The organism is Dehalobacter sp. DCM, assembly GCF_024972775.1.
Classification (GTDB): Bacteria; Bacillota; Desulfitobacteriia; order Desulfitobacteriales; family Syntrophobotulaceae; genus Dehalobacter.
The window spans coordinates 1459586-1481650 of sequence record NZ_CP092282.1; the positions used below are offsets into that span (position 1 = coordinate 1459586).

The following is a 22065-nucleotide window of genomic DNA, read 5'->3' on the forward strand; positions in this document are numbered from 1 at the left end:
GAAATAAACTTTGAAGAATTGACGGAGGTTCGTATATGACAGAAGCGCGTTACCGCCGCATCGTTCTTAAACTGAGCGGAGAAGCACTCGCCGGGAATCAGGGATTCGGCATAGCTCAGGATATGCTGGATACAGTTGCCAAGCAGATCGGTGAAGCCAAGAAGCTTGGGGTAGATATTGCACTTGTCGTCGGCGGGGGAAACATATGGCGCGGAATTGCGGGAAGTTCACAGGGGATTGACCGCGCAACGTCTGACTATATGGGCATGCTGGCCACTGTTATGAATGCCCTGGCCTTGCAGGATGCCTTGGAACAGCACCATATCGATACCCGGGTATTATCGGCAATTGAAATGAGACAGGTAGCTGAGCCTTACATACGAAGGCGCGCCATTCGCCATATGGAAAAAGGAAGGGTTGTCATATTTGCAGCAGGGACGGGCAATCCCTATTTCTCCACAGACACAACGGCAGCTCTCCGGGCAGCAGAAATTGAAGCGGATGTCATATTGATGGCAAAACAGGTTGATGGTGTTTATGATTGTGACCCCCTCAAAAACACAAATGCACAAAAATTTGAAAAACTGAGTTATTTAGAAGTGTTGAGCAGGGGACTCGGCGTAATGGATTCAACGGCAACCTCATTATGTATGGATAACGATATTCCGTTGATTGTTTTTAATTTGAAACAGAATGGTAATATTATTAAGGCAATCCAGGGAGAGCCTATAGGGACATATGTAGGGAGGTAATACAATGGTCAATGATATCTTAAATGAAGCCGACTCGAAAATGCATAAAACAGTCGAAGTGCTGCGTAAAGACTTGGCGACAGTCAGAGCGGGACGTGCAAATCCGGCAATACTGGATAAGGTGACCGTTGACTATTACGGTACACCGACTCCCATCAATCAGTTAGCTAATATTTCGGTACCCGATCCGCGGATGATTACGATTCAGCCCTGGGATAAATCATCGATCAAAGATATTGAGAAAGCCATTCTCAAATCCGATCTTGGCCTTAACCCATCCAATGACGGAATTGTGATCAGGCTCAGTATTCCGCAGCTTACGGCAGACCGTCGTGCAGAGCTCGTCAAGACGGTCAAGAAAAAGGGTGAAGATGCAAAGATTGCGATTCGTAACATTCGCCGTGAAGTGATCGATGACATCAAACAAGTTGAAAAAGAAAAACTCGTTTCTGAGGATGATGCAAAAAAGGCGCAGGAAAAAGCTCAGAAGCTAACGGATAAAATCATTAAGGATATCGAGGATATCCTGGAGAAAAAAGAAAAAGAAGTAATGGAAGTGTGATGCGTGTCATTGCTCGGAAAAAAATGGAATGATGTCCAGGCGGAATTGGCACAAACAAACAAAGAATTTTCGTTTGAAGTGACCTGTCCATCGGGACGGGTGACTCCGTGCGGAGACCTGCGTGTCCTCCGAGTAAGCCATTCAACCGATGAAAAGTTGCATTTTATTCTAGTCCATGATAGATTTAAAAAGGAATGAGTGATAGGCCCCCTGGGATTAGGGGGTCTTTCCGCAGGCAATCTATATCAAGGCAAGAGGATAAACGATTGTGAAAGTTTGGAAGAAAGCTACCGATGACTTTTCAAAGAAAAATATTGATATAACGCGAATTCCAAAACATCTGGCCATTATTATGGATGGAAACGGTCGTTGGGCTCAGAAGAAAGGTTTACCGCGGGCCATCGGCCATCGTGCCGGTGTCGAAGCCCTGCGTGAAATCGTCAGAGGCAGCAATGATCTTGGGATCAAGTATTTAACAATCTATGCTTTTTCCACTGAGAATTGGAAAAGACCTCAAACCGAGGTAGGGATTCTGATGTCCTTGCTCAATGAGTATATTCGCAAAGAATTGGCTGAGCTTCACGCGAATAATGTCAAGATCTGCATTTTGGGACATCGGGAGGATATGCCTGCCGATCTCAGAGAGGCATGCGCCACGGCCAGTAAAAAAACCAGTGATAACACGGGCTTGGTGCTTAACGTAGCCTTGAATTACGGCGGTCGCTCGGAAATACTGAAAGCGGTCAAGGAAATAGCCCTCGAAGTAAAGAACGGGATTCTTGACGCGGATCAAATAACCGAAGAAGTTTTTGAAAGTCATTTGTTCACAAAAGGTTGTCCCGAACCAGAATTAGTCGTTCGGACTTCGGGTGAAATGCGCTTAAGCAATTTTCTGCTCTGGCAAGCCGCCTATTCGGAAATTGTAATTGTTGACGAATGCTGGCCGGATTTTAATCGCGAATCCCTGCTGAAAACCATAAGTAACTATCAAAAACGAGACCGTCGTTTTGGCGGTATATCGGAATGTTGAGGCAATAATGACAAAGAGAATTATCAGTGCTCTCATTGGAGCCCCTCTTTTATTAATTGTGACCTGGCTTGGCGGCTGGTATCTGAGTATTCTGGTCGTGATTCTTGCCTTGCTGGGACTGAGAGAATTTCTCTATATCGGACGCAAGGCGGGTTTCATTATCCGTCAATGGCCCATGGTTGTTTTCTGTACGATTTGGCTGATCGTATTTGTTTCGGGATTGAAAGAATGGCTGCTTCCCCTTGGTGTTGTATGGCTGATGCTGACCCTGGGAAGTTATGCGTTAAGATACCCGAACGTATCTCTGGAAAAGGTCGCCTATTCTTTTTTGGCGCTGATCTATCCTGTTTTCATGTTTACCTTTCTCGAATCCCTTCGGGGTCTTCCTGATGGTCTCTATTGGTGCTTTTTCGTTTTTGCCATGGTTTGGCTGACCGATACCGGGGCGTTTTTTGTCGGAATCACGTTGGGAAAACATAAACTTGTACCGAAAGTCAGTCCTAACAAGTCGGTGGAGGGTGCCATCGGTGGTTTGGCTATGGCGCTGATCAGTGGTCTGGCCTTTTGGCTGATTACCGATATCGGATCACTGCCGGGTATTCTGGTGTTGTCGCTGTTAACGAGCATGGTCTCTCAAATCGGCGATTTATTTGAATCCGCATTGAAACGAACGGCCGGGGTCAAGGATTCCGGGAAGCTGATTCCCGGGCATGGCGGTATTTTAGACCGGTTTGACAGTTTCCTTTTTGCCCTGCCTTTAGTATATTATGCGATCCAGCTTGGGATCGTATACTAGTACTCTGTAACACCTAATTCCTTAGATTATCGCCGGTTAAATTTCCGTCTAACTGTGTTGTCGGCATTCGTAATACAACCAGTATTACTCAATCCTCCGCCTTGTCATACGAAAATTTTCCTCGCCGAGTAATGCAAGTTTTAGGTGTTACAAAGTACCGTCCTTTTAAGGAAAACTTAAGTAATTAACCGTATAGTATAATGATAATTGATGTCCAGCATAGTGCCGGTTTGGTTGTACACCGCCAGCGTAAGGCTGGATATTTTGGAATTGGAGAACAAAGCAGTGAAAATGATTTCGGTATTAGGTTCCACGGGTTCCATCGGTACACAGACATTGGATGTAGTGAGAGCTGCCGAAGGGAAACTGAAGGTATATGCTCTTACAGCAAATGCCCGGACAGACTTAATCGAACAGCAGATCCGTGAATTCAATCCCGCACTCGCTGTGATGATGGATGAGCGGCGTGCACATGATCTTGAAGAAAGAGTCAAAGACCTTCCGGTAAAAGTCCTTGCCGGTGTCGAGGGTTTAATCGCAGCAGCGACGGCAGAACCGGTGGGAACTGTTGTAACCGCAGTCAGCGGCAGTATCGGCCTTGAGCCCACCTTGGCGGCACTGCAAGCCGGTAAGGATATTGCGCTGGCGAATAAAGAGACACTGGTGGCTGCGGGAGAACTTGTCATGAGAAAAGCTGCTGAAAACGGCTGTTCCATTTTACCCGTTGACAGTGAGCACGCGGCGGTATTCCAATGTATAAATGGAAATAAGAAACAATTGAGAAAGATTATCCTGACGGCATCCGGCGGCCCCTTCAGGGGGTGGACCGGTGAGCAGTTGGCCAAAGTTACGCCAGCCATGGCGCTCAAACATCCGAACTGGACCATGGGGGCGAAAATTACGATAGACTCCGCGACGATGATGAACAAGTCCCTCGAAGTAATTGAAGCCAAGTTCTTATTCGGTGTCGACTATGATGACATTGATGTTTTGGTGCATCCTCAAAGCATTGTTCATTCCATGGTTGAATACGGCGATGGTTCTGTGATCGCTCAGCTTGGTGTACCGGATATGCGGATACCTATTCAATATGCTCTGAGTTATCCTGAGCGGTGGACCAATACGTCGGAACACCTTTCCCTCGCTGGAAAAAACCTGACGTTTGAAGAGCCGGATCTGGATGCTTTCCCAGCCCTAAGGCTTGGCTTCAGCTGCGGCAGACGCGGCGGAACCCTTCCGGCAGTGATGAATGCCGCCAATGAAATCTGTGTACATGCTTTCCTTGGAGGCCGCATACACTATCTTGAGATCCTTGAATTGGTTGAGGAAACCTGCCGGGCCCACAAGGTCCTGCCGGTAGACAACATAAATACCATTCTGGATGCAGATGGATGGGCCAGGGAGTACGCGAACGAACTTATTCGAAGCATGAAGCACAATGCACGAGACTAGTACAACGTATTTAAAATAACAGTAACATATCCTGAAGGGAATACATAAATCGGACCTCGGGCATCATGCCTCGCACATCGATTATTGGGGGTGAATCGAATTGGTTTACATGTTAAAGACGATAATTGCATTTATCATTATTTTCGGTGTTCTGGTCTTCGCCCATGAATTTGGTCATTTTATCATGGCAAAAAGAGCAGGAATCAAGGTTTTGGAATTTGCCTTTGGTATTGGACCGAAAATTTTCGGGTACCAGGGCAAGGAAACGCTATATTCGGTCAGACTCTTACCCCTTGGCGGGTTTAATCGGTTTTTAAGTGCTGAAGAGATTCAGGCCGGCAGGGAAAATGGAGAGAATCTGGATATCAGTGAACAGGAATTACGGGACCACAGCTTCGAGAATAAATCCTTATGGCGCAGAATGCTCGTCGTTGTCGCCGGGCCCATTATGAATTTTTTGTTAGGGATGGCGCTGTTTGTATTTCTCTTTGCCGTCTTTGGCGTTGCTAATCCGCAAAATGTCAACATCATCGGCGAAGTCTCCAAGGATAAACCGGCTGCCGCCGCTGGGATTGTTGCTGGTGATAGGATCCTGGCAATTAACGGGGTGAACACTCCCGATTGGAATTCAGTCACAGCACAGATCCATGCCCATCCCGGTGAGGAAATGCAGTTTACGATCCAGAAAGCGGCGACGAACGAAGTTGTCAGCCTGGAAATAACACCGGAATATGACCAACAGTCGAAACAGGGACTGATTGGAATCACTCCGAGCTATACCATGGAAAAGGTCTCCGTAGGGCAATCGATTAAGTACGGCATCCAGCGGACAATTGAGTTTACCCGTATGCTGATTCTTTACATCGTGGATATGATTACAGGAAAGGTCCCGCCCGAGTTGTCAGGCCCTGTCGGCGTCGGCCAGGTTATCCATGAGGGTGTTCAGCAAGGGATGTCCACGTTAGTTACTCTGACCGCTGTTTTGAGTATCAACTTTGCTGTTTTGAATCTGCTGCCGCTGCCCGCACTTGATGGGGGACAGCTTGTGGTTATGATCTATGAAGGGATCCGGCGCAAGCCTTTAAGCGCGGAGAAAAAAGGATGGATCCAGCTCACCGGCTTTGCCCTGCTCATCGCGCTGATGATCGCGGTGACCTATCAGGATATTGTGAGGCTGATTACGAAGTAAGCTAGTATAACGATCTTTAAGTAAATAGACATTCGATTATTTGGGGTAGGGCTGTACGTCACATACCGCTTTCGGCAGATAGCGCCATCCATGGCGCTAACAGCCGCGCTACGCAATCCATGCTCCGCTTGACGCCGGTATTGTGACATACAGCCCTTTTTATAGAATTGGACAAATATTTAAGAATGTTATTTCAAGACATACTGGGGGCCCGATAAGTAATATTTACCCGCTTTCGGCAGATTGTTGCCTCAGTGCCTTTGTCACTTGATGCCATCCATAGCATCCGTGACATTAGTTATCCATGATCTTGCCATTCCTACACCATCCGTGGTGTCCGTGGCAATTGGTCATCCGTTACCTTTACTGCGGGGCTGCGCTATCCGTGCTCCGCTTGTTGCTGAGTATATATTACGTAGCCTAGCTCTGTGGTTATGTAATTGTGAACATTCCAAGCTTAAAGCAATGCTTTCGGGTCACTCTGCCGGAGAAAGACTTAGCTGCGAGATGGCAAGATGCACTATTAGTGGAAAATGGGAAATAATTATTATTGCTACAGAAAAAGCGAACCTGAGCATCTGACAGGTGAATATAAACGCACACCGACCCGAAAGATTGTAGCTTTTAACATAATACGCAGTGAGGTGATGTGCCAGTGGCGTTAAGCGAGCGAGAACCACAGCGTTTGGAAATGCCAACGGTTCACTTACTGAAAGCATCGGGGTTTTGGCATTTTAGCGAGGCGATGCAGAAAAAGAGTCCGGTGGACTGTTTGTCAAATCGGAGCGAGTAGCCACGAAAACATGCGAACGGAGTATTATGTCCAAAGCGACAAACCCAAGGAAAAAAGAAGACTAAGCCAAAAAGCTAATGAGGAGGTTATCGCATGGAGCGCAGGATTGCTAAGGAAGTGAAGATCGGATCGGTACGGATTGGCGGGAATAATCCTGTTGTGATTCAGTCGATGACCAATACGGATACACGGGATGTTCAGGCGACACTAGCCCAGATCCGGCAGTTGGCTGAAATCGGCTGCGAAGTTATTCGCGTGGCGGTATTGAATGAGCAGGCAGCTGTGGCTTTGGAAGAAATCTGCGGAATGAGTCCGATTCCGGTCGTTGCGGATATTCATTTCGATTATCACTTGGCTCTCAAAGCGGTTGAAGGCGGCGTGCACGGTTTAAGGATCAATCCCGGTAATATTGGCGAGAAGTGGAAGGTTCAGGAGGTTGTCCGGGCGGTTCAGGAAAGAAAGATCCCGATTCGGATCGGCGTGAATACAGGGTCGCTGGAAAAGGACATCCTGGAGAAATACAGGGGCGTGTCGGCGGAGGGTATGGTTGAGAGCGCATTAAGCCATGTCCGGATTCTTGAAGATCTGGGCTATGATCAAATCAAAATATCGCTGAAGGCATCCAAAGTACCGCTAATGGTCGACGCCTATCGCCAAATCGCGGGGATGGTCGATTATCCGCTGCATATTGGGGTAACAGAGGCAGGAACCGTAAAATCGGGAGTGGTTAAGTCGGCGGTGGGTATCGGGACACTTTTGGCTGAAGGAATCGGCGATACGATCAGAGTATCCCTCACAGGTAACCCGATTGCGGAAATCCCGGTAGCTACAAATATTTTGCGTGTGTTGAATTTAAAAGAGGGCGGCTTTGAGTTAATCAGTTGTCCGACCTGCGGTCGGACCCAAATTGAATTAGCCCAACTGGCTGATGACGTGGAACAACAGCTGGAGGCCTTGCCTTCACCGGAAAAACGCATTACCGTAGCCGTAATGGGCTGTGTCGTTAATGGACCGGGTGAAGCACGGGAAGCAGACTTTGGTATCGCCGGTGGCAAAGGAAGAGGCATGCTCTTTCAAAAAGGAGAAGTCGTCGCCCATCTACCGGAGGAAGAGCTTGTTCCCGCCCTGATGCAACGGATCAAGCAGCATATTCAATGTCGGTAATAGCCAGCAAATGTTTAAAATGCAAAACGGATTTGTCTTCAGTAAAACAAAAGACGCAACACGAGTATGTGATAGAATAGAGTGGATTATATCGTACGACTGAACTCCATGATTGAAACGTCATGGGGTTCAGTTTTTCTATTTATTTAGGTTATATTACTAGACAAACTTGCATAAAAATTTTAAGAGAAAAGTGGACAAGGAGAAATGATATGGACTTAAGTTATACTTTACCGGCAGTCATTGGCTTGGGAGCATTGCATTCATTGGAACCCGGACACGGAAAGGCGATTATATCGGCCTATTTAATATCTACCGAGGCGAAGGTGAAGGATGCCGTCATCATCGGATTGATTTCAGCGCTGGCTCATACCCTGTCAATTGCCCTTTTGGCCTTTTCGGTCACCACGGCAATCCAATTGCTGCTTCCGGAAAACCTAATCTATTGGATTCAATTATTTTCCGGAATCGGCGTTATTTATATCGGCTTAGATATAATTTTAAAACGGCTCATTCCCCAAAAAGAGACGAGTCGCTGCAACAATCACGTGCAATGCGATTGCCACGGAAGTTGCGGGCATGATCATAGCGAACCATTATCAAAAAAGGGGTCTTCTCATTCTAATTTATTTCTAATGGGTTTCTTTACTGGGTTGGTTCCATGTCCGAGTGCTTTAGCTCTTCTGCTGGCAGCAGTATCAGCCGGTAAAATTTCTTTAGGGTTAGGGTTAGTATGTGCCTTTTCAGTTGGCGGAGCCATAACAATGGTTGCCATAGGCCTATTCGTTGTGAAAGCAAGTAAAAAAATAACAATAAGTCCTGAAAGATTGAACGTTATAAACGGCATAGCCATTGCATCATCCTTTATAATACTATTTCTTGGTGCTGTGGTGATTCTGGAATCAGTCAATCATATATAAACCATAAAAATTGCAATCAGTATATATCGGCTACCAGACAGATCATTTAAGATTCCCCTTTGGTTTTGAGGGGATTTTTTATTTTTTACTGCATTGCATTGAATGACATTGTCAAGACATACCTGCCAGCCGTAATATATCCCAGAAGATTAAAAGTTAGCTGAGGCTAACCAAATTATTTCAAACAATGTTAGCCTGGGGCAACAAATAAAGATTAACGATCGGAGGAGTTTCATATGAAGAATATACATAAAGATTAATCAATGTGTACCCCATCTGAATCATTGAAAATAACATCATAGGGAGCGAATAATTATGGATTAAAATGGTGTCCCAAATAAGGTTATATTGTGCTTCTTGGTTGCTCAAACTGCAAGGTTATTTGGGTTGGTATAATCAAAAAATGTATCTCCCGGTGGACATCCGACACGTTAGCGGTATTTGCATAATTGAAATATGTCCATAATAATTATACAATAATTCTATAATTTCAATAAAAATCGCCGGCAGCTGTTTGGTCAATTGAACAGAACTACTGGCAATTTTCTTAGTGACCGGAAAGGTTGCTTTTTGGGAGGATGACAATGCATCAAATAGAAAAAAAAGTACTCCATGTAACGGAAAGCATATGTCCCGTCTGCCTGAATAAGATACCTGCAAAGCATGTTTCAAGCAACAGGGATATCTATATGCATAAAACGTGTCCCCAGCATGGTGATTTTTCAACAATTATTTGGCGGGGCTGTGAAAAGCTTAATTTTCAGTCCTGGAAAAAAGAAAAATTGCATTCCAATCCTCAGGTGTGTATGACGGAGGCAAAGGACGGGTGCCCTTTTGATTGTGGCTTGTGTGCCAAACATCTGCAGCAAACCTGTTGTGTTGTGCTGGAAGTAACCGAGCGCTGTAATCTTAACTGCACTTATTGTTATGCAGAAAGCAATAAAGCAAGTGCCGACCCTTCCTGGGAAAAGATTAAGGAGTGGCTGGAATTCCTGGCCAATCGAGGCAAACCGTTTATCCATATTTCCGGAGGAGAACCTACGGTACGCAGTGATTTGCCGGAGATTATCCGACTGGCCAATCACTTGGGTTTTCCTTATATTCAACTGAATACCAACGGGCTCCGTCTGGCACAAGAACCTCAATACGCAAGAAAACTTAAGGAGGCTGGCTTGTCTTCTGTCTTCATGCAGTTTGACGGGACACGGGATGAAATATATCAACAACTCAGAGGACGCAGCTTGTTAGCCGAAAAAGAAAAGGCAATTCAGGTCTGTGATGAGAATCAACTGGGTGTTGTGCTTGTACCAACAGTTGTACCGGGAGTTAATGCAGATAATATCGGCGAGATCGTTCACTATGGTTTGGCAAGAATCCCGGCGGTTAGAGGGATTCATTTTCAGCCAGTGAGCTATTTTGGCAGATATTCGGACAAGCCATCGGATGAGCAGCGCATAACACTGCCAGAGGTGATACGGGGTATTGAAGAGCAAACCAAGGGTGTTTTCAAGGTTGAGAATTTTAACCCCTCGGGATGTGATCACGCTCGCTGTGGTTTTTATGGAGATTTTGTCATGTACCCTGACGGCAGTGTTAAGTCGTTAACCCGGAGAAAAGAGCAATCATGCTGCAGTAAGCCAACGGAAGCGACAGCGGTTCAGAAAAATAGAAATTTTGTAGAACAACGTTGGGAAAGAGTGTATGTCGAAGATGACCAGGATCAAATTTTAAAAAAATCGGGATTGGACAGCATGGACTATTTCCTTTCCAGAGTCCGTTCCCATAGCTTTACCATTACCGGAATGGCTTTTCAGGATTGTTGGAATATTGACCTCGAAAGATTGCGGGAATGCAGTTTGCATGTATTTAGTCCGGAAGGAAAGATCGTGCCTTTTTGCGCCTATAATCTAACCAGTACGGAGGGAGAATCGTATTACCGAAAACCAGGGCAGCTGTCGAAGATAGATACGGCTAATCAAACTGCTAAGGATCAAGAAACGATAAAGCTGGAGACATCGTGTTGCCAAAGTGTGAAGCAAACGGAAGGCTGTTTGCTTTGTGGAAGCGATTTAATCTATTCAGAAAAAACCTCGGTGAAAGAAATCTGCTTAATTTGTGGGCAGGAATATGAATCAAAGATACGATGCGTAAACGGCCATTTCATATGTGACCGATGCCATAGTGCGGATATTCTTTATCTGCTTGAAAGCATTCTGACGGCTAGTACTGAGGACAACCCGCTCATACTTATCACGCGGATTTTTGATCTTCCCGGTTTGAATATGCATGGGCCGGAATATCATAGTATTGTACCGGCTGTCCTCGTGACTGCCTTCCAAAACTTGACGGGCATAAAAGATGGGGCAAAAATTAAGGAAAGCATCTTGCGCGGCAAATTTATTCAAGGGGGTGGCTGCGGCTATTATGGCGCTTGCGGTGCTTGTGTCGGAACTGGTATTGCAGTGGCAGTGATCGAGGATGTGACCCCTATGTCCGGCGATAAACGCGGCTTGGCTAACGCCGTAACCGGATGGGCTTTGTCAGAAATAAGTCAATATGGTGGTCCGAGGTGTTGCAAACGAGAAGCTGTAAGCGCCATAAGAACGTTTATGAAAAATACGAACTATTTTTCGGAGACACCTGAAGTGAAATATGTATGTCAGCAATACCAGTACAATAAAGACTGCATTCAAGAAAAATGCCCGTATTATCCAAATTAGAGTGCAGTGAAATAGTTATGGAATGATAGCAGGGTTATTCTGAAGAGCTCGCCGCAATGGCGGGCTCTTTCTATAAGAAATACACGCATATGATTGTTATCAACAGGGTAACCATAATTTTTTAATGAACATATACCCGATATTGACGGATGCACGAAAATAGTATAAACTGTGTTATGTTAGTTTATATTCGCTTGTGATTAATTATGTACTGATTATCTTATTGTTACAGTTTGATTATGTTTGGTATTGACCTGGTGAGTTATTATTATGCTGCGGTATCCATTCGTTAGTATAAGAGAAATATGAGTCAAAAGGAAGGAAGAGAAATGTTCAAGAAAGCTAAACACAAGGTTCTTACAGTAATTGTTGCAGTCCTGTCATTCAGTATTTTGCTTCTGGGCGGCTGCTCAAGCCCATCCACAGAGAGCAACCAAGCAACCCAGGGCAGCAGTACGACACAAACGCAAGCACAAACCAAAACACTATTTGCCTATGTTGGAGCTAATCTTAAGGGACCTGTGACTGAACTGGCAGCATCCTATGAGAAAGAAAAAGGAGTGAAGGTAGAACTCACCTTTAATAATTCCGGTGCTTTAGCAAGCCAAATCCAAACAAGCAAAAAAGGAGATATTTTTATTCCCGGTGGTACCACCTCTATTCAGCAAGGGAAAGACAACGGATATATCGATCAGGTTGTTGGGCCTCTTGCCTATCAGACCCCAGTAATAATTACACCAAAGGATAATCCGGCAAAAATAGCTACAGTTGATGATTTGGCTAATCCGGGTGTTAAACTGGTGATCCCGGATAAAGACGCAACAGCCATTGGCAAGTCAGCCTATAAAATATTTAACAAAATCGGAAAAACCGAAGCAATTGAAAAGAATATCATGGCCAGCTTGGAAAGTCCGGCTAAAGTATTGGCTGCAATAAAAATGGGTCAAGGCAATGTCGGGATTATCGAATACAGCAATACCGTAAAAGACAAAGAGGCGATCACTGTCATCGAAATCGATCCTAAGGTCAACGCTGTAGATCAGATCAATGCCGCCTCTCTGACCTATGCTGCAGATAAGGAACTAGCCAACGATTTCTTGCAGTATCTCCAAAATAACGGTTCGGCTGTTTTCGAAAAATATGGATTTAAAATCACCAAACCTTAATAAAATAAATAAGAGTCTGTTTCTAGGGTCTTTTTGGCTAACATTCATGGTGATGATGCTGTTCCTCTTATTGATCATTGTCAGCTTATTCACTTACAGTGACCCCGGAACACTGTTCGATGTATTGAAACAGTCCGAATTTCATTTTGCACTCATTTTTACTCTCTGGACATCCTTAGTGGCAACTTTTCTGGCCGTCGGAGTGGCCTTGCCTTGCGGCTATATCTTAGCGAGGTACAAACTGCCTGGGCAAGCCTTGTTTGATACCTTGGTCGATATACCGATCGTTTTGCCGCCGTTAGTCAGCGGAATTGCCTTGCTGATCTGCTTTGGCCCGCTGTTGGGAGACCATCTGGCCAAACTAGGTATCAGCGTTGTCTTTTCACCGCTGGGAGTTATCATGGCCCAATGGTTTGTGGCCGCCCCGTTTGCCATCAAAAGCTTCAAACAAGCCTTTATCAATGTGGACGTGCGGATGGAAAATGTAGCTCGGACATTGGGATACTCGCCGGGGAAAGTATTTTTCAAAGTGTCACTTCCACTGGCCAGAAGCGGCATTATCAGTGGTATTATGATGGCCTGGGCACGTTCTTTGGGAGAATTCGGGGCTACAGCAATGTTGGCAGGAATTACCCGGATGCGGACGGAGACGTTATCTGTAGCCGTATTTCTGAATATGTCCATTGGTGAAATGAAATTTGCGGTTTCTACAGCGATCATTATGTTGTTTATAGCTTTGGTTCTGCTGATTATTTTAAGAACACTGATGTCCGGAGAAGTTGAAGTATGAAAACATCCTTATTGCAGGTATCGGATCTCAACGTAAAAGCAGGAAAATTCGCTCTGCAGGACATTTCCTTTTCCTTAAGAAAGGGTGCTTACTTAATCGTTCTGGGACCGACCGGTTGTGGTAAGACCATGCTGTTGGAGACATTAGCCGGCCTGCGCAAACCGGCATCGGGTAGGATATTGCTGGAAGGAACCGAGATTACAGCTCATTCTCCGGAAACGCGGGGGTTTGGCTTTGCTTATCAGGATAGTCTGCTTTATTCCTTTTTGAATGTTAAAGAGAACATCCTATTTGGGGCTAAAGCCCAGAAAAAGCATAAAGACACCGCTTTAATTAAAAGAATGAATCGACTGGCGGAAGCCATGGGCATTACCCACCTGTTGCAGCGTTATCCCAGTCATTTAAGCGGTGGGGAGAAGCAAAGGGTATCTCTGGCCAGGGCAATATTAAGCCATCCGCCGCTCCTTTTATTGGACGAACCATTATCGGCGCTGGATCCTCAAACGCGTGATTCCATGCGGGCTATCATGCAAGAAATTCATCAGTCGGAAGGGATGGGGATCATCCATGTTACCCATGACTTTAATGAAGCATTACAGCTTGGCACGCAGATAATGGTCATCAATCAAGGGAAAGTCCTCCAGCAAGGAGAACCTCTGGCTGTATTTGATAAACCCAATTCTCTTTTTGTAGCCGCATTTCTGCAAAGTGAAAATATTATTAAAGGAAGAATTCAAAGCGATAACGGGGAATTTCGGTTCAGAGGGATGGATTCCAACTGGGACTTTGGGCCGATTGCTAAAGAGGCTTTGCCTTCCAATATCGTGAGCGAAGCCTATCTTATCCTTCATAGCGGGCATATTCAAGTTTCTGCTGGATCTATTGAAGAAAAACCGGCTGACAAACAGATCATCAGCTGGAAGGCCTTCGTTGAAAAAGTAAACGTCAACAGTAACCATGTAGACTTAACGTGCCAAGGAAAGGGCAAGTGGCACGTTACTTTATCCAGGAACGAATGGAAAAAAATGGTGTTGATGACTGGAGAAAATGTTGATTTATCCGTAGATATGAAATATATTCATCTTATTGCAGCTTCTTAACCAGGATGGCATAATCAGGATACTAAATAAACGTATGCTATGAGCAAATTTGATTGATTATAAAAGGAGGAAAACATGAAAGAGACCGGTGCTGCTTTTTTGGAAAAGCTTCAGAAAGACTTTCGGGAATTGGCAGAGAAGAATGAATTAGGTGACCAGGAGATAACGATAACCTGCAGTGTGTTGACCGCTCAGGAAGCAATCGGCGATCCAGGCAGGGAGGATTTCCCAATCCAAAAAGGCAAAGAAAAATTGATGCAGGCGTGTTTTGGTTCGTCTAAGGGTCAAGCGTTCACGGACATGCCCAATACATTTACAGGAAAAATGAAAGACATAACAACAATGCCTTTAAATACAAACTATGACCGGGCGGTCTTTATTTCGGGACTTAATGCAGCAATGCGGGAACTAAAAATGGCAGATCGCACCGTGCATTGTAAAGACGACGGCCCCAAACAATGCAGTTTGGAATTAGCGGAAATGATCGCTAAGGAATATGGCAACCCCAGAATTGCTTTGTTTGGACTGCAGCCGGCAATGGCAGATGCTTTATCTAACCATTTTCAATTGCGAATTTTTGATCTGGATGATGACAATATTGGGAAAGAAAAGTTTGGTACTATAATAGAAAACGGAATGTGTAATATAGAAGAGGTTGAAGAATGGGCGGACCTTTTTCTTGTTACGGGAAGTACTATCTGTAATGGCTCAATTGTAAGCTTTCTTCCCATTAAAAAGCCTGTTGTTTTTTTTGGTACGACCATTGCCGGTGCCGCTTCCCTGCTGGGGTTAAAACGGTTTTGCCCGCAGGCTCTTTAGGGGACAAATGGGACGTAGACTTTTGTCCCCTTCGTCCTCTTCGTCCCCTTCGCTCGTTTTTCCCCTATCCCCATATTTATCTGAGAAACACGATGGACGGCTTTTGGACGACTCCCTCATAATTCTTCTTTTTAAAATAATACTCAATCAAGCTGTATTTTGCCATATTCTTAAGGATATGGCATTATTTCTGTAGGATAGAATTGTTCGTGAAGGCGTAATTTAGTTAAGTTATGTTAAGTTAAAATCCTATTGTTCTTAAATCGACAAGGGGACAAAGGTCTACGTCCCCTCTGTCTCCCTGTCCCTCTGGCTCCCAATAAATTTTTGGGGGATTATGATGGATTACATCTTATTAGAGGTTGTTTAACCCCCTGAAAAAATGGTAATATTGACTATGGGTTTGGAATTAAACATGCGCTTGAAAGGATGAAAATAGATAATGAAAGTAAGTCAACTACTTAATCCCACCTTACGTGAAGTCCCGGCTGAGGCCGAAGTTGTCAGTCACCAGCTGATGCTGCGGGCCGGTTTTATTCGGAAAGCCGCTGCAGGAATATATACGTATCTGCCGCTGGGTTTACGAGTCCTTAAAAAAATCGAGCACATCGTGCGGGAAGAAATGGATGCTAAGGGCGGACAGGAAGTCATGATGCCAATTGTTCAGCCTGCTGAGCTCTGGAAAGAAAGCGGACGCTGGGATGTTTACGGACCGGAAATGTTTCGGCTGAAGGACCGGCATGACCGGGAATTTTGCCTGGGACCGACCCATGAAGAAGTCATCACCGATTTGGTAAGGTCAGAAGTGCGTTCTTATAAACAACTGCCGCTTTTGCTTTATCAGATTCAGAATAAATATCGTGACGAGCGCCGGCCGCGCTTTGGACTGATGCGCGGACGGGAATTTATTATGAAAGATCTTTACTCGTTTGACAGGGATCCTGAAAGCGCCAGAGAAAGCTATCGTCAGATGTATGAAGCATACGAGCGGGTCTTCACACGCTGCGGACTGACATTCCGGGCGGTGGAAGCGGATGCCGGAGCGATCGGCGGCACCGGCGGCACCCATGAGTTTATGGTTCTGGCCGAATCCGGCGAAGCAGCTGTTGTATTCTGCCCGGATTGTAATTATGCCGCTAATGTGGAGAAGGCCGAATGCGTGTCGCGTCCTGCCGGGGAAGATCCGGGTCTTGCCGGTCGTTCGGGAGACGTTCTCACACCGGATATCAAAACCATCGATCAGTTGGCGGATTTTCTCGGTATTCAAACATCGTCCACGATCAAAGCCCTGCTTTATAAAGGCGATGACCGGTACATGCTTCTTTTGGTCCGCGGTGATCGTGAAATTAACGAGATCAAAGTCAATAATGCCCTCGGGCCTTTTCTGAATCTCCGGATGGCGGATCCCGGTGAAGTACAGACCGTTCTGGGGTGTGAGCATGGTTTTATCGGTCCGGTCGGTCTTGCCTCCGATCTTTTTGTGGCTGCTGATTTGGAAGTCGCAGAAATGACCAATGCCGTGTGCGGCGCCAATAAGAAAGATTACCACCGGATGGGTGTGGCTTGTGGAAAGGATTTTATCCCTAATACGATCACCGATCTGCGGATGGTTATTGCCGGCGAACCCTGCCCGAAGTGCGGAGCTGCTTTGCAGGAAGCCCGCGGCATCGAAGTCGGACAAGTCTTTAATCTCGGAACAAAATACAGTAAAGCCTTAAAGGCCACCTATCTGGATGATGCCGGCAAAGAACAGATCATTTCCATGGGCTGTTACGGTATCGGCGTCAGCCGGACGATGGCGGCGGCCATTGAGCAGAACAACGATGAAAACGGCATTATATGGCCGATTCCGATCGCACCCTATCATTGCATTGTTGTTCCTGTCACTTTAAAGGATGAAAACGTTGTGGCCACAGCGAATACACTCTATGCGGAATTAAACAAAGCCGGAGTGGAAACGGTGATCGATGATCGCGATGAACGCCCCGGAGTTAAATTCAAGGATGCCGACCTGGTCGGATATCCGATCCGACTGACCATTGGGGCTAAGGCACTGGCTGAGGGGAAAGTCGAATTTTATACCCGCAGTACCCGGGAAGTTGAATTAGTGGAAGTCGACTGCGTGTGCGGCCGAGTTCAGCAAATTATCCGAGAAGCTTGTCAGGCCTAAAAGTGATTTTGGAGGAATACGGGTGTTGAATGCGGCTGTCAAATTAGATGAGACACCATTTTTTAAAGGACTATCGACGGCAGCGGAAACGGATATCGGTTCTGATGCAGATAATCACGATACGAATAATAAGGATATCAGCGCATTCCTGAATAGAATATGGCTGGAAAAGGTGGATGTTGTTCCTGAAGAAAGAAAGTGGATCCTCCGCCTTTCTTCGTCATGTCCGGTACCAGATCAGGTATTGCACAATTTAGCTGAATTATTGGAAGAACAGCTCGATCATGGCATCCAGGTCGACATACAGATCAAGCTGTCCCCGGATATCGGACTGGAACAATTATGCGAGGATTATTGGGAAGAAATAATTCGGGAGATTCACGACAAAGTACCGTCTCTGAAAGTATGGCTGAATGCGTCGATCCGTTACGAGGTCATCGAGAACAGACTGACCTTTTTCGTTGCGAATCAGATGGCCTTGGAATACTGCAGAATGAAACAGGAAAGCATCGAAGACTGTTTTAGTCAAAAATACGGCTTAGATACAAAAATTGCTTGGGAAATCGAAGATGAACCTTCAGAAGAAGCGACGTTCTTCGATTGTGAAAAGGAAGAGCAGCGTTACCTTGAGGAGATCTTTGCCCAGAAGCCCGCTGTAGAAAAGAAGGAAACTAAACAAAGCTGTATCTTGCTTGGCAAAGAGATCAAAGCAGCAACTCATCGCATCGCCGATATTATCGATGAAGAAAAACAAGTCATCGTGGAGGGTGAAATTTGCGAAGCAGAAATCCGTGTGCTGAAAAGCGGACGGCAGTTATTGTCATTCGGCATGACGGATAAGACCAACTCCATCAGCTGCAAACTGTTCTTTGACGAGGGTCAAACCCCGATGGAACTGAACGTCGGCGAGAATGTCCGGGTTCGTGGGCCGGTTCAATTTGACCGTTATACCACCGAGCTGACCCTGATGCCCAGAGACCTGATGCGGATTCCGAAAATAATCCGACCGGACGACGCGGAAGAAAAGCGGGTGGAACTGCACTTACATACGAAGCTTTCCGAGATGGACGGCGTCTCCACCGTTCAAAATATTATCAAAAGGGCCGGGGAATGGGGACATCCCGCCATAGCCATCACCGACCACGGCGTCGTTCAGGCGTTTCCGGATGCCGCAGAAGCAGGGAAAAAATACGGCGTCAAAGTGATTCTGGGCATGGAAGGCTATTTAGTCGATGACGAAGGGAAAAATGCCGGCGAAATTAACCGCAGCAAATCATGCCATATCGTCCTGCTTGCCAAAAATTATACCGGTTTAAAAAATCTCTACAAGCTGGTTACCTTGTCCCATATGGAATACTTTCATCGCCGTCCGCGTATCCCGCGTTCGTTACTGGTTAAGCACAGAGAAGGATTGATTCTGGGTACGGCGTGTGAATCCGGTGAATTGATGCGGGCCATTATTCAAAAACAAGATGCCTCAACACTGGAGAAAATTGCGTCTTTCTATGACTATCTGGAAATACAGCCCATCGGCAACAATTACTTTTTAATCAACAGCGGAGAAGCTAAAAATGAGGACGAGCTTAAGAATTTCAACCGGACCATCGTTGAATTAGGCCGGAAACTAGCGATTCCGGTTGCGGCGACCTGCGATGTCCATTTCCTGGACAGGGAAGACGAGGTATACCGACGGATACTTATGGCAGGCAAAGGCTTTGCGGATGCGGATAATCAGGCACCTCTTTATTTCAGGACAACCCGGGAGATGCTCGACGAATTTTCCTATCTTGACGAAGCGGATGCGTATCAGGCGGTTGTCACCGTTCCCCGGATGATTGCGGATCAAATCGAAGAACTGAAGCCATTTCCTGACGAACTCTATGAACCAAAAATTGAAGGGGCTCCGGAAAAAATTCGGGATATGTCCGTCGCCAAAGCGCATGAGCTCTATGGCGATCCGTTGCCGGAAATCGTCCAGAAGACATTAAAGAAAGAACTTGACTCGATCATCGGCAATGGGTTTTCGGTGCTTTACCTGATTGCCCATTTGCTGGTGAAACGATCGAACGAGGATGGTTATCTTGTCGGCTCCAGAGGTTCCGTCGGCTCGTCGTTGGTGGCGACGTTCACCGGGATCACGGAGGTTAATCCGCTGCCGCCCCACTACCGCTGTACGAATCCGGAGTGTCGGTATTCTGAATTTGTCACCGATGGAAGTGTCGGTTCGGGTGTTGATTTACCGGATAAGCTATGTCCAAAATGCGGCCAGGAACTGTTTAAAGACGGGCACGACATCCCGTTTGAAACCTTCCTTGGTTTCAAAGGTGACAAGGTTCCGGATATTGACTTGAATTTCTCCGGAGAATATCAGCCCCGGGCGATGAAATATACAGAAGAGATATTTGGCAAGGAAAACGTTTTCCGGGCCGGGACGATTGCGACGGTCGCTGAGAAAACGGCCTACGGTTTTGTCAAAAACTATCTCGAAGAGAGAAAGCAGAAATTTAATCAGACGGAATTGAACCGCCTGGTTAAAGGCTGCAGCGGGGTTAAAAGGACAACCGGGCAGCATCCGGGCGGGCTGATGGTCATACCGAAAGAATGCGACGTTTTTGATTTTACACCGCTGCAGCGGCCGGCTAACGACACTTCCTCAGACATTATCACAACGCATTTTGACTACCACTCGATTTCCGGGCGGTTAGTCAAACTCGACCTCCTGGGACATGACGACCCGACATCGATCAAAATGCTGGAGGATCTGACCGGTGTTGATGCCAAAAAGATTCGTCTGGATGACCGGCGGACCCTCTCGCTTTTCTCCAGTACCGACGCCTTAGGTGTTACCTCGGAGGAGATTGGCTCCAATACAGGCACGCTCGGTATCCCTGAATTCGGGACGAAGTTTGTCCGGCAGATGCTGGAAGATACCAAACCCTCAAGCTTTTCCCATTTGGTTCGAATATCCGGACTTTCTCACGGCACCAATGTGTGGGTAGGCAATGCGCAGGACCTGGTCCTGGAGGGGACGGCAGATATCTCCAATATTATTGCTTGTCGTGACGACATCATGATCTACCTGATTCAAAAGGATCTGGATCCGAGTCACGCCTTTAAGATCATGGAGCAGGTCCGGAAAGGCAAAGGCTTAAAGCCGGAGGATATTGAGGCCATGAAGGCCAAGCATGTTCCGGATTGGTACATCGACTCCTGTCAGAAAATCAGTTATATGTTCCCCAAAGCCCACGCTGCAGCCTATGTGACGATGGCGTATCGTATCGCTTGGTTCAAAATCAATTATCCGGAAGCCTTCTATGCCACATTTTACACGGTCAGAGCAGATGAATTTGATGCGGAACTGATTTGCGCCGGTGTGGAAAAATGCCGGGAAATGATCAAAGAAATCGCCGGTAAGGGGAATAGCGCCACCGCCAAAGATAAAAATCTGCAGACAATTTTGGAACTTGCTGTCGAAATGTACTGCCGTGGCATCAAACTTCGCAAAGTTGACCTTTGGGAATCGGATGCCGATCAGTTCCTGATCACACCGGATGGGCTGCTTCCGCCATTATCTTCACTGCAGGGGGTTGGCGATACCGCTGCCGGAGTACTGGCAAAAATCAGAGATCAAGGCGGAATCAAATCCATCGAGGATCTTCAAGCCAAGTCTCAGGGGAAAATCAGCAAAACCGTTATTGAAGCACTGCAAAAACACGGCTGTCTGGACGGGATCCCTGAGAAGAATCAATTAAGCTTATTTTAGCGCTATTTGACGATGTTTTTCAGGTCAAGATATGATTCGGAATATTGCAGTCCGAAAAAGTATATGATATAGTAAATGCAGGAATATTATTCTAAGCAGGATTTTTGGTTTGGAGTGGGGATTACCCACTCTTTCATTTGGTATAGGACTCTGGTACTTAGTACCATGTTAACCCTAAATCTTATACATCCTGACGGCAGATTTTTTGTAATACTGCGTTGTCGTCAATCCCCATACGCTCGGTATGACTCAATCCTCCGCCTTGTCTTACAAAAAATCTGCTCGCCATTATATTATAATTTTAGAGTTAACAAGGTACTTGTCAACCTTAAAACCGTGGGGATAACCAAATGTCCCCAAGAAGAATTGATTCGGGTTGTCAATGGGATGAAACGGAAGGGGTAAAAGCTTATGAACGCTTCTATTCTGAATAAGGTAAGACAATTGGCCGAACCGTATGTTGCGGAACTGGGGCTGGAATTAGTCGATGTTGAGTATGTCAGGGAAGGTGCCTATTGGTATCTCCGTATTTATATCGATAAAGAGGGCGGCGTCGATATTGACGATTGTACTGAAGTCAGCCGTAAGATGAACGATGTTTTGGATAAAGCCAATCTGATATCCCAGGCTTATATGCTCGAAGTCTCTTCGCCGGGGATCGAAAGGCCCTTGAAGAAGCGGGAGGATTACGAAAAATATAAAGGAGAACTCGTCAGTATTTACCCGAAAGAACTCTATCAGGGTTATAACTGTTTTACCGGCAATCTGGTCGGACTGGTTGATGATCAGGTCGTACTTGAATATGAAGGACAGCAAATAGCAATACCCTTGGCCCAGATCGAGAGGGCACATTTATCTTTTGATTTTTAAATTTTACGC

The 22065-nt window shown here is 45.9% G+C and carries 15 protein-coding genes and 2 pseudogenes; all 17 read left to right on the forward strand.

All coding sequences use genetic code 11. The features are described 5' to 3' along the window. Positions 1-35 precede the first annotated feature (35 nt). Positions 36-752: a UMP kinase gene (gene pyrH / locus LPY66_RS06880; RefSeq protein WP_337987354.1), complete on the forward strand. Its 717-nt coding sequence runs from the start codon at positions 36-38 to the stop codon at positions 750-752. 4 nt (positions 753-756) lie between these two features. Then, positions 757-1314 carry a ribosome recycling factor gene (gene frr, locus LPY66_RS06885; RefSeq protein ID WP_337987355.1) on the forward strand — a complete coding sequence of 186 codons (558 nt, stop codon included), beginning with the start codon at positions 757-759 and terminating at the stop codon, positions 1312-1314. Positions 1315-1582: 268 nt separating this feature from the next. Continuing rightward, the gene (locus LPY66_RS06890) at positions 1583-2344 is read left to right on the forward strand and encodes an isoprenyl transferase (protein ID WP_337987356.1); all 762 of its coding nucleotides are present in this window, start codon (positions 1583-1585) and stop codon (positions 2342-2344) included. A 7-nt stretch (positions 2345-2351) separates the two neighbouring features. Continuing rightward, on the forward strand, positions 2352-3140 hold the full coding sequence (locus tag LPY66_RS06895) for a phosphatidate cytidylyltransferase (protein ID WP_337987357.1): 789 nt from the start codon (positions 2352-2354) through the stop codon (positions 3138-3140). A gap of 285 nt (positions 3141-3425) precedes the next feature. Next, complete coding sequence (locus LPY66_RS06900; protein WP_337988042.1) at positions 3426-4592, forward strand: 1-deoxy-D-xylulose-5-phosphate reductoisomerase; 1167 nt, start codon at positions 3426-3428, stop codon at positions 4590-4592. A 109-nt stretch (positions 4593-4701) separates the two neighbouring features. Beyond that, positions 4702-5781, forward strand: coding sequence for an RIP metalloprotease RseP (gene rseP, locus LPY66_RS06905; RefSeq protein ID WP_337988043.1), 1080 nt, complete (start codon positions 4702-4704; stop codon positions 5779-5781). A gap of 886 nt (positions 5782-6667) precedes the next feature. Then, a complete protein-coding gene (ispG, locus tag LPY66_RS06910) occupies positions 6668-7738 on the forward strand; it encodes a flavodoxin-dependent (E)-4-hydroxy-3-methylbut-2-enyl-diphosphate synthase (protein ID WP_337987358.1) in 1071 nt (356 codons plus the stop codon). 122 nt (positions 7739-7860) lie between these two features. Further along, positions 7861-8658: a nickel/cobalt transporter gene (locus LPY66_RS06915; RefSeq protein ID WP_337987359.1), complete on the forward strand. Its 798-nt coding sequence runs from the start codon at positions 7861-7863 to the stop codon at positions 8656-8658. 584 nt (positions 8659-9242) lie between these two features. Then, positions 9243-10601: pseudogene (trsS, locus tag LPY66_RS06920) on the forward strand (radical SAM (seleno)protein TrsS); the annotation flags it as partial. Between the two features lie 273 nt (positions 10602-10874). Next, positions 10875-11378: pseudogene (locus LPY66_RS06925) on the forward strand (DUF5714 domain-containing protein); the annotation flags it as partial. A gap of 329 nt (positions 11379-11707) precedes the next feature. Beyond that, on the forward strand, positions 11708-12544 hold the full coding sequence (modA, locus tag LPY66_RS06930; RefSeq protein WP_337987360.1) for a molybdate ABC transporter substrate-binding protein: 837 nt from the start codon (positions 11708-11710) through the stop codon (positions 12542-12544). 46 nt (positions 12545-12590) lie between these two features. Then, entirely contained in the window at positions 12591-13334 is a 744-nt protein-coding gene (locus tag LPY66_RS06935) for an ABC transporter permease (RefSeq protein WP_337987361.1), read from the forward strand. Continuing rightward, entirely contained in the window at positions 13331-14434 is a 1104-nt protein-coding gene (locus LPY66_RS06940) for an ABC transporter ATP-binding protein (RefSeq protein WP_337987362.1), read from the forward strand. The genes LPY66_RS06935 and LPY66_RS06940 overlap by 4 nt, the downstream gene beginning before the upstream one ends. A 75-nt stretch (positions 14435-14509) precedes the next feature. Beyond that, positions 14510-15253, forward strand: a complete 744-nt coding sequence (locus tag LPY66_RS06945) for a Rossmann-like domain-containing protein (RefSeq protein WP_337987363.1) — start codon at positions 14510-14512, stop codon at positions 15251-15253. Positions 15254-15695: 442 nt separating this feature from the next. Beyond that, positions 15696-17423: a proline--tRNA ligase gene (locus LPY66_RS06950; RefSeq protein WP_337987364.1), complete on the forward strand. Its 1728-nt coding sequence runs from the start codon at positions 15696-15698 to the stop codon at positions 17421-17423. Between the two features lie 136 nt (positions 17424-17559). After that, a complete protein-coding gene (locus LPY66_RS06955; RefSeq protein WP_443112479.1) occupies positions 17560-21186 on the forward strand; it encodes a PolC-type DNA polymerase III in 3627 nt (1208 codons plus the stop codon). A 411-nt stretch (positions 21187-21597) separates the two neighbouring features. Continuing rightward, entirely contained in the window at positions 21598-22056 is a 459-nt protein-coding gene (gene rimP / locus LPY66_RS06960) for a ribosome maturation factor RimP (protein ID WP_337987366.1), read from the forward strand. Positions 22057-22065: the final 9 nt, after the last annotated feature.